Consider the following 18,270-nt stretch of genomic DNA (forward strand, 5'->3'; position numbering starts at 1 on the left):
ATTTTCCAAGCGGGCTTTCCTGCTGCAGTAGCACGCATCCAGACGTAAACATGCATACTTCACGCCAAAAAAATACCGTGAATTTATCCCGTATTTCATGAAAATAGCCGAAATTTATATCAGATATGATGCGTCTATCCCAAAAATAGAGGAAAAGGTGGGTGGGTAACACTGATTTCCCCAATTTTGGGGACTCTCAAGCCATTAGCGAGACAGCACTTCAATCTCGCTATCAGCTCGCAGTCGTGCCAGGGCGTCATCGCGCGCCTCGGCCTGCTGCTGGGTGGCCAGCTGCTGTCGAATAAGCTCCTTGGCCTGTTGCGCTGGCATCGAGACCGCTGGTTTGTGCTGTTCAAGTTTGATCAAATGCCAACCATATTGGGTTCGTACCGGCTCGCTGACGTCTCCCGGCACAAGAGCAAAGGCGGCGGTTTCGAATGGCAAAACCATATCACCTCGCTGAAAATCATCCAGCAAGCCACCCTGTTCCGCCGAGCTGTCTTGCGAATAACTGCGTGCCAGAGCGGCAAAGTCAGCACCCTGACTTAATTGCTGCTGCAGGCTTGTAAGCTGTTGATGCACCGCGGCGTCGGTCTCGCTATCCGCTCCGGCATCGACTTTCAGCAGTATGTGCCGTGCCTGTAACTGTTCGGGTCGTTCAAACAGTCGCAGGTTCAATTGATAGAGTCGATTCACTTCCTCTTCGGAGGGCGAAAACACCCGAGTGAGCGACTCCAGTACCATCATGGCCGCCAGCTCCTGCTCCAGGTAATCCACATAACCGGATTCATCAAAGCCATCTTTATCCAGCCGACGAGCAAAGCTCTCGGCGCTGCTGAAAGCCGATTTTATTTTTTGTAACTCCGCCTGCACTCGTGCCGGATCCACTTTCAGTCCGCGTTGCTGTGCTTCCTGCCATAACAGCTCCTTATCGATCAGTTGTTCCAGCGCTTCGTTTTTAAACCGCTTGTAAACACTCGGGCTACGAATAGCACCCACGCTGCGTCCTTGAGACAATAGATAATCGGCAAAATGGCGATCGAGGCGGAAATTAGTGATTTCTACCCCGTTGACTCTGGCCGCCACCCCCACAATCTGAGACCAGCCGATACTCATTTGTGAGCAATACAAGATGAACAACAGTCCCCATTTAATGCCCTTCATAGCGACTCCTCTATACGAAGATAAGGCCCTAGTGGCCGAAAACGCCGAGTTTCAAGATCCACCGTCACCACATGCGCTCCCGCGGCCCCAACCCTTTTTCCTGGCCCAAAATTCAGGGTCGGGCTCAGCCCGGTATTAAAATCATAAAGAGCCTCGAGAGCAGTCACCAGCTTTTTTCGGCTGGCGTCTCGACCGGAACGTTTGAGACCTTCGCCGAGCAAAACGGCGGCACAATAGGCTTGCACCTGCAGCGCCGTATATTGGCCACTCAGCTGCCGGCTTTGCCGTATCGCGGCCAACTCGGTGGCCCCGGCCGAAGTCCAGTCACTGGGCAGAAAGGGATAAGCAAGAAACACCCGCTCAGAGAATGTGCTTGGTAAATTCAGCACTTCACCGGCAACCTGAGCCGAAACGGCAAACAGATAAGGTCGTCGCCCTGCCGCATGCCACTGTTCGGCCAGCTCGGCAAAGTCTTGCGAGGCGCCGATGAAAAACAGTGCCTGGTGGAGTGTCGTTATGGACTCATCAGCCCTGCGTTGCTGACGATTATCCAGCAGCTGTACCCTAGACCACCCAGAGCGGCGCAGCTGCTCTGCCAGTGACTCGGCCAGCTCACGTTGGTGAGCCATATCCGAGTAGGCGATAAATGCACTGCGCCCATCGGGGGGCAGCATATCGCCGGCAAAATCGCCGAGCGCCTGCAATTGCTCCCGCAAGCCGGCCAGAGCCCGAAAGACCATGCTACGCCCGTTGCCGTCTGCATAGGGGTCAAGCGGGCCTATCAGGGGGATCCCCATGGCTTCGGCCCATTCAGACAGCGCTTCGTCCAGCCCCGGCACCAGCGGTGCCAGCAAGGCAAAAACCGGTTCACTCTCCTGTAATTCGTCCAATGCCGCTTCGGCACTGGCTCGGGTGACTCCGGGATCCACGACTACCAGCTCGAGCCGGCGGCCATGAATCCCCCCGTTATCATTGATGCGCGCAAATACTTCTTCAAGCACACCGGCGACCGTCGCCCCCATTTCCGCCCTGGCTCCTGCTTTGGGGAGCAGGCTGCCGATACGCAAGCTGTTCTCTTTCAGCCCGGGATCACCATCCTCTTCCAGCCGCTTTAAATAGGCGGTCAGGTTGTTCATATCACGCAACGACATCACAAACCGGGGCATGGCGGGATCCAGTCGTTCACCGGCTGGATCCCGCCCTTCTGTCACCGCACGGGCAAAGGTGTGTTCGTCATAGGGCGGGCGAGAACGCCCATGGCTCAGTTGTCCCCCATAAGAAAGAGTCAGCCGCCGCCAAAGAATGGCCGGGGGCCGTACGCCGCCTTCCGGCCGACCACGTCCGTCCGCCCCATGACAACTGGCACAGGGCAGTACCGAGGCGGGCAATACAGTGCCGGCAGCCCCCACTCGTGCCTGAACCAAACTGTCCCCCGCCCCTTCGCCATACAGATACAACCGCTTGCCCGCCGTCTCTTGCGGGTTAAGCTCGAGGGCGGTAACGGGCCCGTTCAGACACAGTAAAGCGCCAGCCAACCATAGTCGATAGCGCATAGGGTCAGTACCTGGGTTCGGTCAACAATTGCAAACGCTGGGCAATCGCCTGCACCTGTGCATCGGGCCGGATCTTGCTCCACCGCTTGTTCGCCACATCGCCGGCAATCAGCAAGGTCGAATGGGCTTCCGGACTAGCAATAAAGTGTCCGAGACGCGACAACACCAGATCAACTTCAGCCTTGCCACCAGTCAGAAAGCTCCAGTTTGGGCTGTCTACCCCATGCTTTTGTATAAATGTCTGGAGCACTTCGGGATCATCGTTCACGGGGTCGCTGGTCACGGAAATAAAGTGCACCCGCTCGGCGGTTTGTTCATCCATCGCTTCCCGTACCTCTTTCAGCTTTCGGGTGATCAACGGACAGGCATCGGCGCACTGGGTAAATACCACATTCAGCAGTACCACCTTGTCTTGCAATACATCGCTGTAGAAGCGCACCCTTTCCCCGTGCTGGTTTAGCAAGGCAGTGTCGGTAAAATAACTGCGGGCGTCTTGAGGTGCACTCACTTCAGTCTGCTCCGCCTGTGGATGCTTATCATGATCATCATGGTTTTCATGAGCCAGGACAGGGTTGATCATCACGCTCAACATCAGGGCGCTAAAGGGTAGGTATTTCATGGTTGAGTTCCTTCATGCATAGCGGAATGGTTACGTGCCAGCGACTGGCGAGCGCGACTGAGTTCATCGACCTTGGCGACCAGAGTATCGGGGGATGTAAATCCATAGAAGCGGGCCCAACGATCGCTGCGCCCGTCACCCACCATGATCAACGGCGGGTGAGCCTCATAATCGGCTGCCCAGGCGCCCAGGCCCTTGAGGGTCTGATCGATCGACTGAGTAGTACCAGTGAGCCAGCTCCAGCCGGTTCCCGCGTTAAAATTTTCAGAGTATTGCAGCAGCCGGCTTGGGGTATCACGCAAGGGATCCACGCTGATGGACACCAGTTGCACTTCGTCTCCTACTCGCTCGCCAAGCTGACTCTGCACCTGCCTCATCAACCCCGAGACCACGGGGCACACCGTGGTACAGGTGGTGTAGATAAAGCTCATCACCACCAGTTTGTCTGCCACCAGATCCTCTTTGAGGTTAACCGAGTGGCCGGTTTGATCGAGCAAGGACACCTCGGCGAAGTGCACCATCGCATCCGCCGCCTGGGTTGGCTCCGCTTGTTCATGAATATGGTGTTCGGGTGAATGGGCCTGCACCGAAGTAGCGAGCAGACTCGCCCCAAACAGAACGAGTAGCTTACCTGCACTGATGTTGCATCCTTTCATCATTGTTACTCCTGTTATGCCAAGTTATTTTCTTAACGTACTTGTTCGGTCGCCCTTCCCCCCAGGCTGGGTACGCAGACTGGTATAAGGCAGATCATTAAATCCCAACCTCAGGGAAGCCGCGGCCACATGCAGGTAATAGGCACCGGCCGACGCGAGATCTACCCTGGCCTCATAGACGCCGTCACCGATCTCCAGGGCCTCTACCTCGCGGGGGCGGGATGACGGTGCCTGAAAATAACGTACCCGCAGATCATCGATTCCGCTCACCGGCTGATTGTCTCGCCCCCGCGTCAATCGCAAGTGCATGGTGACCGACGTACCCGCCACCAGTGGCTTATCCCACAGGAACTCCACCTGGGGTTTTTGCAATCGCTGCACCAAGGCCGGATCGATGGCCACCTCGGTGGCGAAACAGTGTGTCAATTGCGGTTGATTGAGCATCAGCGCCACATCAAACTTGCCGGCCGCCGGCAGCTTGACTTTGGCACTGTAAACGCCGGGCTCCAGCTCACGCAGACGACGGTCAATCACCGTGGCGGCCCGCGCCGCATGCCCACGATTCAGGTAACTGAACATGGGCGCATTCATGCCCTCGGTGTAGAAGTAAGTGCTGTTATCAACCGGGTTCACCACGTAGACGGCGGCGTCTTCCCGGGCCGGAGCCAGACTGGTGGCAAGGGGAAGACTCCCGGCCAACTTGGGCGCCGCCGGGCCTGCCTCGAAGCTCTGTACTGTGGGGGTTTTTCCTGCCCCCAGCGATAACAGATTAATCATGGAGACTCGGGATGAAGCCAGGCCGCGGATATAGGCGTAAGAACGGGTAAACACCAGCTGATAAGGCTCGGCGGCCACCTCGACACTGTGCAGCACCTCATCGGTCGCCGCGTCTATGACCGTTGCGCTGTCTTCCAGGGTGTTAAGCACTATGCCAAAACGACCGTCCTGGCTGAAACGCAAGGGCCCTATACCTTGCTCGGCCTGAATGACCTTGCGTACCTGCAGACTACGGGCATCGACCACAGTGACCGTCCCCTCCTTGCCATCGCTGACATAAACCGCCTGGGACAAGGGAGAATATGCCACCGCCAGTGGATGTGGCCCGGTGTTGATTTGCGCCACCTCAGTCAGAGTCGCCACATCAAACACCGTCAGGGTGCCCGCATCCCGATTACTGACAAAGGCATGACGGGAGTCGTCACTAAAGGTAATATCATGATGACCCGCCCCCGTGACCAGGGTTTTCAACGGCTCAAGACTCTGGGTATCAATGACGGTCACCCCCCCCAGCTCCTGATGTCGGCTATCGTTGCCGACCCACAGATAACGCTGATCCGGTTGCAATGCCACCCGCACCGGCTCGGGACCGGCGGCAATATTGGTCAGCACCGTAAAGTTTTCGGTATCGATCACCGCGACTTCTCCGGCATTGGGCATGGACACATAGAGCCGTTTGTTGTTCGTCCCGACCACCCAGTCCATGGGCGCGCGTTTTAGCGCAATGCGGCTCAGGGTACTGGTGATGCCTCCGACCGAAATGGACGGGTCTATCACCGTCAGACTGGCATCCTGATTGAGCACCATCAGGTAATAGCTGTTGAAGTCGATCAAGGGACGGGCCCCCATGCGCCCCTTGAGGTAATAACCGATTTTGTCCTTGCACTGGGACTGATAATCCCCGCCCTCGGGGACACTTTGGGAAACATCGAGCCAGGCACCCGGTATTTGGCCGGAAATGGGCTGCCCCGTGGTCGCGTCGCGAAGTCGAAAACGAATATCAACCAGCTTGCCTTCTGTGGGTATGGTGTCGTTGCCAAGCGGAAGTATCTCGAAGTCGATGTCGACTCCATCCCGTTGCAGGTGATGCTCTTTCTTGGTTGGGGTGTCTCGAACATGATGGGGGGCATCGCTGGCCGCCCCGGATTCAGTGGTTGTCTCGGCCGCGTGCACCTGCAACTGGGTCATCAGCAAGGGTGTCGCGCAACACAGCACATAAAATATCGATGATAGCTTCATCGGCATATCCCTCTTGTTAAAAAAGCCCGGAATCCGCTTCCGGGCTATGTTGCTTACTACCTTCTGGTTTGCTCACGTCGAGGCGGTCTGCCATCATCTGCGGGCGGAGGTGTCTCGAGAGCCGCAACCCGCAAGATACCCCAGAGCCCGTTGGCATTACCGCCGCCGGTAACGTCCCGGTACAGATAGTCTCCGGGTATCGCGTTACTCCCACCAGCACTGGGGAACATCATGCTGAAATGGGTTGCCGGCAATATGCTCTCCTGAACACCGGTATACATGTCCTGTGGATTATAGCCGAAGGCCACGGAACCGACGCCCGGATGCTTGAGCGGGTAGCCATAACCGTCTTGCTTCTCCGACACGAACGGCATACGTCCCCACACGTGGCCGGTGAGCTGGAAGCTCCCCGCACGCCCCGCACTGGCACCTTGCAGCACATGAGTGCGGAACGGCTGTCCCGGGGCTACCGTCAACACGGGTGTTTCGGGGTCACCACCGGTCAGATCGTTACTGTAGGCCATATGGGCGTTGGGAATATCTCCCCAGCCATGGCCACCGGCCCGTCCCACGGGAGCATCAGGCGCCTTTTCAAACCGATACCAAAGCGGCTCGCTCTTGTAGTTGATGGCCATGCCCGAGTTATCTTCCGGGTCTGCGGGTACCCCGAAGCCTTCCGGCATCATATTCTCCACCGGTCGACCATCGGCCCAACGCATATTCAGCCCTCGCTGCCAGCTCAGGGTGAAGTCGCGATATGCCGGCTCGCCCAGAGGTTGCACGGTTGCAGAGGCTCGCGTGTCCGCATCCTCGGTCCAGGTAGATCCCAAAGGACTGATGACCATACTCGCGGACAGACCCTTCTGCGGTTGCTTGACCCTATCGGCTTGCATCAGGTTCAAGCCACCAAACTCGATGGGAGTGGCATCGATCCGGTCGACATTACGTCCCATTTGAGAAACCGGTCGCCCTTCTCGCTCAAAGTGTCCGGCGTAGTACTGATAGCTTCTACTCGGGTACTCGAGCGTTCCGGCCACCCGTGGCGGTACTGTCTGTACCGGGTTGATACCGACGTTAGCGCCGTCGCTCCTGGTGACATCGTAAGCCAGCAGCTGGGCATGGATCCCCACATGATTGGAGGGTCGCATCAGGTTATTGTTGAACGTGGTGGCCCCGCGGTCGCCAAAGCGATCGCGTTTGACCGTGTCTGCCATCACCGCGAAGTTGGGCAGATCCGGCATGGCCAGCGGCAAACGGTTTTCGAGCTCCACGTTAATACAATCCCCGGCGGCGGCCCTCAGTACCAGCGGCTCGATAGGCACCCCTGCTTTCAGCTTGCCGGTCAGAGGGTCCAGATCGGACTTGTGCACATACATGATGGCGGTGGGGTCGTGCAGCGGGCCAGACTGGCCGCCAATGAGGGTAGCTTCACCGGTTTCTTCGTCCAGCACACTCTCCTCGGGAATACTCACGGGTCGTGAGTTATAGACCAGAGTACCACCATCCGGATTGAGTGGTCCGCCCACATGCAGGCCTTCACCACTCGGATCCCCTATGGTCAGCCCCAGAGGGTTATCCAGGATGTCGTTGGCCAACACCGCCACTATCTCGTAGTTGCGCTGAGGTGTTTCTCTGGTCCCTATGCCGTTGGGGTTGGGTCCATTGCGTGGGCAGGTACCGTCGAAGTCAACCGTATTGCGCGATGCCAGCGGCTGGGGATTGTTCGGCAAGGGGAACAAATCATTACGACTGCGCGTGTAGTTACGCATGATCCCCCACATGCCGTGCCAGTAGCCCTCCACCGAGGCACTCATGGAATACAGGTAATCGCCGGTCTCGGCATCCGAGCTCGACAGCATGGCGACCGGGGCCGCAAAACCGAATTGCTCCGACAGGCCAACCTGCTGTGAGGCCCGCCAGCCGGAGTTGGAGCTGGAGCCGACTCCGGTTCCGTTACTTAGCCACTTGATACCGTGCAGGGTCACGTTGTGTGCCTCCTCATACCCGCCGGGATGCACCCTTAACCGCACATTGTCCCCCGAGTAGGTTCGCAACATCGGAGTAAAGGGGTCACCCGGCTGATCGCCGCTGGTGTTGATATGGGGCGGGAAGGTAGTGGTGCCACCGGTCGGGCCCACGGCCGAGATAATAGCGCTGGGCGCCAGATTCAAGGCCGGTATGGCACGATCGGTACGACTTTGCAGGGCATGTGCCAGGTCACCGGCCAGTCCTTCGGCCTGCATACCCGGCTTGCCGTCCGGCGCTATCCGTTCGGGGTCATAAATGCGCAGCCCCACCGGTTCGTTACGATAGTTGACGGTGTACATTCCGGGATCCTCGACCGAAAGTGCCTGCGGGCAGGGTCGGCTCGGACAACCAGGTAATTGGCCGCCTTCCACCTCGACCACCGATTCCAGCAAGGAGCTGGCGCTCTGCCGTCCCGGCGGATTGATGGCATAGCGGAAGGTATCGGCCGTCGCCGGGTAGGCTCCGGGGTCAGGCACACCATCGGGGCCGGCACCCACATAGACACCCGCCTCGTAGGCATGCACGAAGTCACTGTACTCCAGGAAAAACTCGCGGAAGCTGTCGTTTTTGCCATCGCCATTGAGATCGCCGGTAGCAATCACCGCCTGCCAGGAGGTCGGTCCGCCATCCTGACGTTCGGCGGTGTTGTACAGTCGTTCACCCGTTTCCGCGTGAAACCACTCAGAACCCGCCGGCTCGGTCAGTACGGTGCCATAGAGCCCCAGTTGCTGATGAGTGGAAGGTGAGAAATGGTCATGGGTAAAGATGTTGCCCAGACCACGGTCGATGTTGTGCACATTAATCACGGGATCGGCGAACCAGCGCTGCATGCCGGTTCGGGCGCCCACCCAGTCGTTGCGATTGAACTGACCAAAATAAGGGTGAACCGTGGCCTCGGGACAGGCGTCTGTTCCTTCCCGCGGGTCATTCAGCACACACTGATTATACTCACGAATCGCCTGAATACGTTCTACCACCGTGGTTGGCGCCAACACACCGTCTTCATAGTTCCAGCCATTGGCCGAGCCATCGGAAGCCGTCTGATCCCATTTGGGCAGGTGAATATGCTGCCCCATGACATCGGTCGGTGTGCGTACCTGATAGTCATCCAGCTCGAAAAAGGCCGGGATCAGGTTGGTTTGCTGGTACACGGCGCAGTCGAAGGTATTCAGGCGCATCACCAGCGGCTCCGGTGCCTTCTGCTTGTTGATGGTCGGCCAGGCGTCTTCCCACAGTGCCAGCATCCGGGTTTGCGGATAGTGATACCCCACCTTGTTGAACACCGCATCAACCTGGATGTTGGCCGCCTTGTAGATACGCGGACTGTCGGCGGTAAATTGCGACGAGCCGGTAAACGACATGCCATCCAGCCGTTCGCCACTGAAGAAAGACCCCGGACCAGAGTCCTGGGTCAGGCGCATTTGCCTATCATCGATACAGGGCTCAAAGAAAGGCGCCCCCGGCACCGGTGGTGAGCCATTGGTCAAGAAGTTCTTTGCCAGGATCTCACCATTGGGCAGCACGGTAAAACTGGCGTGTTCGGGTTGGGCATGAAATGCCATACCTGCCTGCTCTACATCCGTGCCTTCCTCGGGAAAAAACACCGGTTTGGCACGGGTGATGACCTTGGTGAAATCCAGGGCGCTGGTGATCACTTCGGCCTCACCACCACTCGACCAGCCCTCAAGGGTGTGACGGGACAAGCCGCCATTCCAGCCACCGGACTGATCCGGATCGAGTGACGTCCACAAGCTGTTGCCCGTGTCTTTCAGGGCCTGAGCGGTCGCCGGGTCCAGCATATCCAACGGTGGCGTCGGTGCCCGCTGGCCAACGGTATGCTCTATGCCCCCAATCCAGAAGGGGAAACCGGGGTTTTTCAAGTTGCCGTCGGCGTTACGATTGAATTCGCTACGATCAACCAAAGCAACGGAGCCGACAGGTACTGCCTCCCCATCAATTTCAGGGTCATTGCCGTACTTGGTCACTACCGTGACCTTGCCCGGCATGGGTGGCATGGCCTTGCCCGGCAGCGGCACTATCGCCGGTATGGGTGTACCGGCGACGATTTCGCCATCCGGCAGGGCGCGAGCGCCGGAGGCAGGCAGACCGCTGCGCAACGCAAACGGCTCGGTGTGGTAACCCCCCTGACTCTCTCCAGAAACCTGCAGCCGGGTCCCTTCTTCAAAGACATCGTGCACCCGCCACATGGCCCACATACCCTGGGCAAAGTGCGGATAAAAATGGCAGTGGTAGATGGAATCCCCCGCCGAACGGTTACGGTTGCCCGAACCGCCGTTGGTGATTTCGTAGGTATAGCCCGACCCGGGCCCCAGGCCCTGGGCATCCAGGTAATCGGAGTTGTCATCATTGGGGTTGAACAACCACTGATGGCCGTGCAAGTGAAAAACATGATTCTCGATCCCGGTATGGGTGTTGCGTATCTTGACAAAATCGCCCTGGTAACTGTGACTGACGTTGGACGGTTCGGACGGGTACAGCGCCATGCTGGCCTTGATGCCGATGTCATTCTCCGACGGTACTTCCCCCGGGGCGATATTTTCCAGGCCGATGTTGGCCGGTACATCAACCAACATGGCGACATCACCGACGGTGTGGGCACTGAGGAAGAATTCTTCATAGGCGCATGACATGCAGTCATGCATGGGGCCGACCCCGAGTCGATTGGCCAGGATCTCGGCGCCAAGGCCGCCGGAACCATAGTTGATCATGAAGGCATCGCGCGCCGGTTCGAGCACATGGCCGAAAACCGGGTCCTCCCAATAACCGGGAAATGCCTGCGCGACCGCGACTTCATCCTGAAACGCCGCGCTAAAATCGCGGAACGGCTCCAGCCTGTTGGGCAATGCGGGGTTACGCTTGCCGATGCTTTCCAGGGGATAAGTATCGGGTGGGAAGCTACCATCGGCATTCGGCCCCATGACGACAGTATCGGTATTACTGAAAATAATCTCGTTACCGTCCACCATGTTCAGTATAGGCAGCCCCGCCTTGCCTTCGGTCAGCCAGGGTTCTGTCATGGGATAGCGGGCTTCATAGTCAATCACCGGCTGCCCCGCGGGGGTTCTGCCGATGGTGGCCAGGCGCATCTCTTCTTCGGTCACCGTATTGCGATAGGTTTTTGCGTATTTGGGTAATACCACCACCTGGCCAAAGAGGCCGTTTGCCACATTACCACTGGTACCATCACTGCCCAGGGTGGCTCCGTAACTGGTGGCGACAAAGGCGCCCTCATGCTCGGCATAAAGGGTATAGCTGCGGCTGGCACCGGGAGCCAGCAAGGCATTGTCGTTACGACCTACATAAGTGGCGATGTCGCCGATAGAGTTCACCGCCTGCAAACCGGCGACCTCAAACCCCACATGCCGATCAGCCACCTGATCATCAATGTTCAGCGCTGCTTCGTCGGCATTATTGGGGTTGGACTGGTTGGCCAGCAGGTTTTGCAGATTAACGGTCAAACAGTCTCCGGCTGCCACCTTTAATACCAGTGGCCGAGGCCGTTTATCGGGCCGCAAGGTCACGGCACCGGGTACCGCAGCCCCGCCGATGGACAGCGGGACCCCGGCGTCGTCCACCACGTCTCTACGCAGCGCAAACATCATGCCGTTGACGTTCTGAGCCCCTAGCCGATTAAACATCAGCGGTTGATCGAGGGCGACCACGTTGGCCTCCAGATTACGGGCGCAACTGGTAGTGGCCTGCGCACTCTGCGGGAAAAAAAGCAGTGCTGCCGTCAACAATATGGGTCCGGCAATATAGGTTAATGGTTCCGATACCGATCCGCAGGGATCGGGCGTATCGGGTGCTTCCGAATTGATATTTCGTTTCATCATGACGAGCCTCCAATATGATGCTCAACACCGTCGTTACCAAGCATCTCTAGGTACAAAACTCAGCTGCAAAATTTGATCCATAATAAAAACATATAAAAATCAACAGCTTATAAAAACCTTTCCATTATTGGGGATTATACCTACCCATTACTGGGGGCCTTCGCCCAAGATGCATGCATAACAGTGGCTCGCCGATGACCATCACCACAACAATACGGTAATACGGTAATACGGTGATGATTCAAACGGGTAAAATGATGACGATTTCAACGTCCGCCAATACGAAGTGTATTCACCCAATATGGGCGCATAGCCCCGGTCTCGGGGAAAGTCTGGACTGAAGTAATTATTGAGGCACCGCTTGCAGCCGCCGATAATGCTCGGTCACTCGGGCTACATAGCGTTGGGTTTCCAGAAAAGGAGGGATACGGTCTCCCCGGGTTCTGACGGCGCCAGGGCCTGCATTATAGGCTGCAAGCACCAACGAAAGATCGTTGTCGAACATCTTCATCAGCTGCTTCAGATAACGCGCACCGCCACGGATATTCGATAATGGATCCCATACATCATCGACCCCAAGCTCCTGTGCCGTAGCAGGCATCAGCTGCATCAGGCCCGCAGCGCCTTTGGGGGAAAGAGCTCGTGGGTTGTAGCTGGATTCGGCGTAAATCACTCCATGCAGCAGGTTCTCCGACAGTTCTTGCTCTGCCGCCACCTTGGCAATCAGCTTTGCAAAGGGCCGCTTTTGCAGACCGGGTAACGGCGATAACTCTGGCCTAGAGCCAGGGCCAGGTCGAGTCACCGCCGGTTCACGTAGCAACAGTTTGAAACGGCTCCCTTTAGAAGGAATATTCGTCAGCGTGATACTGCCGTCCTGTGCGGTTGCCATGTACACGTCGGCCTGAGCCGAAGTCGTTAATCCCAGAATCAGCCAAAATAAGATCGACACTCTCATCCTTGATTCCCTCAGCAGTAATTGAATATACCGGTCGATAGAGAAGAACCCTTCCTCGCCATGAGCCTTCAGGTAAACAAGCAAGCACATAATGTGCCCAAAATAAAAAGCCATTAAGAGAACACCTTGCATGGTTATTGCATTAACTCATTTATGGCTACTGCGTGAGCCGGTTTTATCACCAAGGAATGGAGGACGAAATTATGGAAAGGAATTCTATGAAGGGTCCACATCAACAGCAGGGTTTTACATTGTTAGAGCTGCTGGTGGTACTGGTCGTACTCGGCCTGCTTGCCGGAATAGTGGCGCCCAAATACTTTGGTCAACTGGGTCGCTCCGAAATCAAGGTAGCCCAGGCTCAGATTGAAGGCTTGTCCAAGGCTCTGGATCTCTATCGACTGGACGTAGGTCGTTATCCAAGTACTGAGCAAGGCCTGAACTCCCTTGTTATAGCACCGAACAATGAACCGAAATGGGGTGGCCCTTACCTGCAGAAAAGCGTGCCTCAGGATCCCTGGAGCCAGGACTACATTTATCGCTCTCCTGGTGAATATGGCGATTACGACTTGCTGTCGCTGGGCAAGGATAGTCAACCCGGCGGTGATGGCGAGAATGCCGACATCACCAGCTGGCAGTAGCGAGGTAAGGCCAGATGCATTTTCATATCAAAGGGGTAAATAAACAGGCATTGATTGTTTCCCTCACGCTGGAAGCTTCATCCGAAACTGACGCCTTGCTGCTCGCCGAGCAGCAACAAGTGCGCGTGTTGGCGATACGCTCCAAGCAGACCTGGTCTCTCGGCCGCTGGCGTCCCCGCGAGGCTTTTCCACTGCTGCTGTTCAGCCAAGAACTTGCCACCTTGCTGAACGCTGGCCTGGCCTTGATTGATGCGCTCGAAAGCCTGGCCGAAAAAGAATCGACCCCCCGAGCAAGTGAAATTCTGTCGGGTCTGGTTCGTCAACTCTACGAGGGCAAATCATTTTCTTTGGCGCTAGGAAAATTTCCTGCTGACTTCCCGCCTCTCTATATTGCCTTGATCCAGTCCAGCGAAAAAACCGGTACCGTCGGTGAGTCTCTGGAACGCTATGTCAGCTACCATCGCCGTATGGATGAAATCCGTCAAAAGATACTCAGCGCCTCACTCTACCCGATCCTGTTGTTCATTGTCGGTTGCGGGGTGCTGCTGTTTTTAATCGGCTATGTGGTACCCCGTTTTAGCCTGGTATTCGAAGGGGTGGGGTCTGAACTCCCCTGGCTATCACAGATGCTGTTGCGAGCCGGACAGTTTCTCAACCAACATCAGGCCGGTATGTTCGGCGGCCTGATGCTGGTTATTGTGGCTTCAACCATACTGCTCCGACAAGATAATGTACGACAGGCCATAGTGAGACTGATTAACAAAGTACCCACCATTCGTCGACGCCTGTTCGTCTATGAACTGGCGCGTTTTTACCGTTCACTGGGGATTCTGTTGCAAGGAGGGATACCCATTCTGACCGCCATGAACATGGTGCGCGGCCTACTGGGGATCATGTCGCGCCAGCAACTGGATCAGGCTATCCTGAGCATTCAAGAGGGTCATGCCTTGTCAGAGTCACTGGCGCAAAAAGGGCTGACGACCCCGGTCGCCCTGCGCATGCTGCGTGCAGGTGAACGGTCGGGTAATCTCGGGGAAATGATGGAACGTACGGCAGACTTTTATGACGAGGAAAACAATCGCTGGGTCGAATGGTTCGTACGCTTGTTCGAGCCGTTATTGATGACCTTTATCGGCCTGCTGATTGGTGTGATTGTGGTGCTGATGTATATGCCCATTTTCGATATGGCGTCAAGTATCCAGTAACATCATAAGCAGCATGAGCAGACAAGCTCAATGCCACTCATGAACTCTCTCCGGTCACTAGCCGCGCACTGGACGGCTCAGCCCCAGGCGATCAATGCGATAGCGCAGCATATCCCGCGTAATACCTAACAGACGAGCAGATTTAGTCACATTCCAGTCGGTCTTGTTGAGTATCTTGATCACCAGACTTCGTTCAATTTCCGGCAGGCTGGCTTCGCTCGTCGCCTCCTTAGCCATATTATCATGAGAGGGCGGAGATTCGTTCAGGCTCGGGCTGATCGCCAGCTGGTTGGGCATAATGAGCGCCCCTTGAGCCAGCAGTACGGCCTGCTCCACTATATTGCGCAACTCTCGCACATTACCCGGCCAATGATAATCTTTGAGTAATGCTTCCGTCTCGGCCGAGAATTTCAAGCCCGTCTTACCATAACGCTTGCTATGCAGGTTCAGAAAGTGGCGTGCCAACAACAGAATATCATCACCACGGGATGACAGACTCGGCACCTTAATGGAAATGATGCGCAGACGATAAAACAAATCACGTCGAAAGGTACCCTCTTGCACCATTTGCTCAAGGTTACGATTGGTCGCACTGATAATACGAAGGTTGATTTTGCGCTCTTTTACCGAGCCGATACGACGGATGGTGCGATCTTCGAGCAATTTAAGCAACTTGGCCTGCAAGGCGAGGTCCATCTCACCCACCTCGTCCAGAAATAAAGAGCCACCGTCCGCCGCTTCCACCAATCCGATTCGACGTTCCTTGGCGTCGGTAAATGCCCCCTTTTCATGACCGAACAACTCGGCTTCCAGCAAATGCGCCGGAATCGAAGCACAGTTAAACTCGATAAAGGGTTCCTTGTGTCTGACACCGTCGACATGTAATGCCCGAGCCACCAGCTCCTTACCGGTGCCGGTATCGCCTTCAATTAACACGCTTGGCAAATCTGCGTCTGTCATGCGGCTTTCGGCACTCAGCAATTGACGTATCATTTGCTTAACCCCCTGCATGGCCGACGAATTGCCAATCATGGCCTCCAGCCCCGAATTCTTTACATCACGGCTCTGATAAAAAGACAACTGGTGTTCCATGCGCTGGGCAGCCAGGGTTTTGTCGAGCAACAATTTAAGCTCGGCCAGAACGACGGGCTTGGTCAGATAATGAAAGGCCCCTGCCTTCATTGCCTCAACAGCATCTTCTATATTGCCAAAGCCGGTCATCATGATCACTTTTAGCAGAGGATCGCCTGCATGAATATGCTGAATCAGCTCAACTCCATTCATCCCTGGTAGCGAGTTGTCAGTCAGCACCACATCAGCGTGCTGGGTTTTCAGTAGTTCAAGCGCCTCTTCGGCCGAGTAACATACCAGTGCCCTGAACTTTTTTAATTCAAGATAGGTCTGAATATTCTCCGCCAGCATCACGTCATCTTCGACGATCAATATACTGTGTTCCATTTCTGCCTCCCTTGGCTACCTTGAAACGCAGACTCACCTTAGTACCCTCTTGTTCGCAAGAAGTCAGTTTAACCTGTCCACCGAAGCGCTCCATCAAACGCTTCACCAGCATCAGCCCGACTCCGACCCCCCCCTGTTTGGTCGTATAGAATGGTTTGAAAGCCATGATTCTTTGCCGCTGCGACATGCCTTTTCCACTATCACTGATGGTCAGATGAAAACACCGCTGACTGCTATCCTGCTCTATTGTAATGCGCAGCAGGCCACCATCCGGCATTGCCTCAATGGCATTCGCTATCAGACTATTAAAAACTTGTGTGAGTAAAACTCGGCGGCTAACCACCAGGGGAGTTTGCTTTATGTCGCATTCAACCTGAATATTTGCGTTTTTTATTTGCGGCTCGAAGGCAAGCAGGGCTTCCTGGATCACTGGCAGTGGATCCACCGCTTCGCTATCACCATTAAGGGAAGGAGATGATACCAGCAAGTCACGAATCCACTGGGACATGCGATCAACCTGATTAATGATATCGTTGATGTTTTTATGGATTGGCGGAGCAGATAGCTCTAGCGTCAGTTCGGCGCTGGAGCGAATTGCGGCCAGTGGGTTGCGTAGGCTGTGAGCCACGGCAGAAGACATTTCGCCCAAGGCGACAAATGTTTCATTCGCGATCAACTGTTGCTGCTGCGAGGCCAACTTGACAGAAGCCCGATATACTATCCAAAACAGCCCCAGATACATAAGGCCACCACCAAGCACCACCGCCTGCCAGATCACCACATAACCACGCTGGATCCGCTCGTTAAGATCCTTCGGCTCCTTGTAAACTTCTACTACAGATAACACCGTATCATCGACATCAAGCAACGGGATATAATTCTCGATATACAACTCTTCGGGTAACCAGAGAAACTTTTGTTCAATACGACCATTATCTACTTTCATATAACCAGAGGAAACTTGGCGCTGAGAATTAAATGTAAGTTCGAGCTCCTCATTATCAGTTACTTTTTGACCGATCAAGTCAGGATTCGTTGACCAGACAATAACTCGCTCCCGAGAATAGATATTGGACAATAACAAATCTGGCAAATGGGAAATATGATCAAGAAACTCATTACGTGCCTTTTTTATCCGTTCATCCTCGAAATTGAACGTAGAAAAAGAATCATGATGCTGATAAGAAGAGAGCAACTCCCCCATAGCAGGCAGCATAGGAATACCCGCATGATCGACTTCCACTTCAGCAATGTCTTGTATAAACTGGGCACTCAGAATGGAGTCACGCTCTATGCTTTCTCGCATCATAAACTGTGTAGTTATATAACCTACACCGCTTGCGGCAGAAGCAATGAACAAGGCGCTGAGCCATGAAAACAAAAGGAGAAAGCTGAACCTGGAGCCCTGTCGAACAGCACCTGGTCGAGCCAATGTCTTAGTGTACTCAAATAAATCCCACATAGGACTTCCTGTCCTTATTTTATTATTAAAGTAACTGTTCCATGTCGTTCTTGCCATCTAGCAACCAATATTACCCATAAACCCTTATATATCAATACAATCCATTAATATCTTTTTATTTAATATAGCCTGAGTTAATCTATTTTTATTCAATTTAAAAACGTGATCATCATCATTCCGCTTATCCGTTATACATCAACGTCCTAGCTCAAGTCGTAATTCTAGGACAGCTTCAGGATTTCGCCAACCCATCCATAAAATATCCCGGCCAAGGCGAAATTTTAGATTTAGAGCCTATATCCATCCCTTTACCCATAAGTCCCTGAGTGAGTATCATCACGCCACTGAATAACAGACATAGCGGCGGGTGACATGACAAGTTGGGTTGAGCAGGAGTTTGCCACGGCAGATCTGGGCGATGAGCGATTAAATCAGCGACTGGCCAAGGTCGTTGATACCCTGGCCACACAGCCAGGCAAGAGCATCACCGCCGCCTGCCGTGGCTGGAGCGAAACCAAGGCAACCTATCGTCTGCTGGAGCAGGACATTAGCTGGGATACTTTGCTTGTAACAGTTCACCCAGAGTGGCTTGACGCACACAATTCTTCAGGAATGGGGTAATCCGTTTTCTCGATGCAGGCGCGGATCACGGCACGTAACCA

Annotated in this window: 11 protein-coding genes and 1 pseudogene; 3 read left to right on the top strand and 9 right to left on the bottom strand. The window is 55.1% G+C overall.

What is annotated here, in order from left to right:
* Positions 1-204: 204 nt before the first annotated feature.
* From HNR62_RS09140 to HNR62_RS09170, 7 genes are all read right to left on the bottom strand, one after another.
* Positions 205-1,164, bottom strand: a complete 960-nt coding sequence (locus HNR62_RS09140) for a peptidylprolyl isomerase (protein WP_204795774.1) — start codon at positions 1,162-1,164, stop codon at positions 205-207.
* Positions 1,161-2,717 (bottom strand): ABC transporter substrate-binding protein, encoded by a 1,557-nt coding sequence (locus HNR62_RS09145; protein ID WP_204795775.1) that lies wholly within the window; start codon positions 2,715-2,717, stop codon positions 1,161-1,163. The genes HNR62_RS09140 and HNR62_RS09145 overlap by 4 nt, the downstream gene beginning before the upstream one ends.
* 4 nt (positions 2,718-2,721) lie before the next feature.
* Positions 2,722-3,336 carry an SCO family protein gene (locus HNR62_RS09150; RefSeq protein WP_204795776.1) on the bottom strand — a complete coding sequence of 205 codons (615 nt, stop codon included), beginning with the start codon at positions 3,334-3,336 and terminating at the stop codon, positions 2,722-2,724.
* Positions 3,333-3,995 carry an SCO family protein gene (locus HNR62_RS09155; RefSeq protein ID WP_204795777.1) on the bottom strand — a complete coding sequence of 221 codons (663 nt, stop codon included), beginning with the start codon at positions 3,993-3,995 and terminating at the stop codon, positions 3,333-3,335. The genes HNR62_RS09150 and HNR62_RS09155 overlap by 4 nt, the downstream gene beginning before the upstream one ends.
* A 21-nt stretch (positions 3,996-4,016) precedes the next feature.
* Positions 4,017-6,008, bottom strand: a complete 1,992-nt coding sequence (locus HNR62_RS09160) for a YncE family protein (RefSeq protein ID WP_204795778.1) — start codon at positions 6,006-6,008, stop codon at positions 4,017-4,019.
* Between the two features lie 56 nt (positions 6,009-6,064).
* Complete coding sequence (gene mnxG / locus HNR62_RS09165; RefSeq protein WP_239552704.1) at positions 6,065-11,890, bottom strand: manganese-oxidizing multicopper oxidase MnxG; 5,826 nt, start codon at positions 11,888-11,890, stop codon at positions 6,065-6,067.
* A 346-nt stretch (positions 11,891-12,236) separates the two neighbouring features.
* Positions 12,237-12,959, bottom strand: a complete 723-nt coding sequence (locus tag HNR62_RS09170; RefSeq protein WP_204795779.1) for a lytic transglycosylase domain-containing protein — start codon at positions 12,957-12,959, stop codon at positions 12,237-12,239.
* A 104-nt stretch (positions 12,960-13,063) separates the two neighbouring features.
* On the opposite strand from HNR62_RS09170, the gene gspG reads away from it, so the two are divergent.
* Positions 13,064-13,483: a type II secretion system major pseudopilin GspG gene (gspG, locus tag HNR62_RS09175; protein WP_204795780.1), complete on the top strand. Its 420-nt coding sequence runs from the start codon at positions 13,064-13,066 to the stop codon at positions 13,481-13,483.
* 14 nt (positions 13,484-13,497) lie between these two features.
* Complete coding sequence (locus HNR62_RS09180) at positions 13,498-14,688, top strand: type II secretion system F family protein (protein WP_204795781.1); 1,191 nt, start codon at positions 13,498-13,500, stop codon at positions 14,686-14,688.
* A gap of 57 nt (positions 14,689-14,745) precedes the next feature.
* On the opposite strand, the gene HNR62_RS09185 is transcribed toward HNR62_RS09180, so the two are convergent.
* Positions 14,746-16,146 (bottom strand): sigma-54-dependent transcriptional regulator, encoded by a 1,401-nt coding sequence (locus HNR62_RS09185; protein ID WP_204795782.1) that lies wholly within the window; start codon positions 16,144-16,146, stop codon positions 14,746-14,748.
* Positions 16,115-17,608 carry a sensor histidine kinase gene (locus HNR62_RS09190; protein ID WP_204795783.1) on the bottom strand — a complete coding sequence of 498 codons (1,494 nt, stop codon included), beginning with the start codon at positions 17,606-17,608 and terminating at the stop codon, positions 16,115-16,117. Before HNR62_RS09190 ends, HNR62_RS09185 begins: the two co-directional genes overlap by 32 nt.
* A gap of 372 nt (positions 17,609-17,980) precedes the next feature.
* On the opposite strand from HNR62_RS09190, the pseudogene HNR62_RS16160 reads away from it, so the two are divergent.
* Positions 17,981-18,142: pseudogene (locus HNR62_RS16160) on the top strand (IS4/Tn5 family transposase DNA-binding protein); the annotation flags it as partial.
* Positions 18,143-18,270: the final 128 nt, after the last annotated feature.

The organism is Oceanisphaera litoralis, from assembly GCF_016907015.1.
GTDB lineage: Bacteria > Pseudomonadota > Gammaproteobacteria > Enterobacterales > Aeromonadaceae > Oceanimonas > Oceanimonas litoralis.

What these genes read in the sequence shown, in the direction of transcription:
- HNR62_RS09185 (WP_204795782.1), bottom strand. Translation starts at nt 16,146, where the DNA reads ATGGAACACAGTATATTGATCGTCGAAGATGACGTGATGCTGGCGGAG.
- HNR62_RS09180 (WP_204795781.1), top strand. Translation starts at nt 13,498, where the DNA reads ATGCATTTTCATATCAAAGGGGTAAATAAACAGGCATTGATTGTTTCC.
- HNR62_RS09170 (WP_204795779.1), bottom strand. Translation starts at nt 12,959, where the DNA reads ATGGCTTTTTATTTTGGGCACATTATGTGCTTGCTTGTTTACCTGAAG.
- HNR62_RS09155 (WP_204795777.1), bottom strand. Translation starts at nt 3,995, where the DNA reads ATGATGAAAGGATGCAACATCAGTGCAGGTAAGCTACTCGTTCTGTTT.
- HNR62_RS09150 (WP_204795776.1), bottom strand. Translation starts at nt 3,336, where the DNA reads ATGAAATACCTACCCTTTAGCGCCCTGATGTTGAGCGTGATGATCAAC.
- HNR62_RS09160 (WP_204795778.1), bottom strand. Translation starts at nt 6,008, where the DNA reads ATGAAGCTATCATCGATATTTTATGTGCTGTGTTGCGCGACACCCTTG.
- HNR62_RS09145 (WP_204795775.1), bottom strand. Translation starts at nt 2,717, where the DNA reads ATGCGCTATCGACTATGGTTGGCTGGCGCTTTACTGTGTCTGAACGGG.
- HNR62_RS09140 (WP_204795774.1), bottom strand. Translation starts at nt 1,164, where the DNA reads ATGAAGGGCATTAAATGGGGACTGTTGTTCATCTTGTATTGCTCACAA.
- mnxG (WP_239552704.1), bottom strand. Translation starts at nt 11,890, where the DNA reads ATGATGAAACGAAATATCAATTCGGAAGCACCCGATACGCCCGATCCC.
- gspG (WP_204795780.1), top strand. Translation starts at nt 13,064, where the DNA reads ATGAAGGGTCCACATCAACAGCAGGGTTTTACATTGTTAGAGCTGCTG.
- HNR62_RS09190 (WP_204795783.1), bottom strand. Translation starts at nt 17,608, where the DNA reads ATGTGGGATTTATTTGAGTACACTAAGACATTGGCTCGACCAGGTGCT.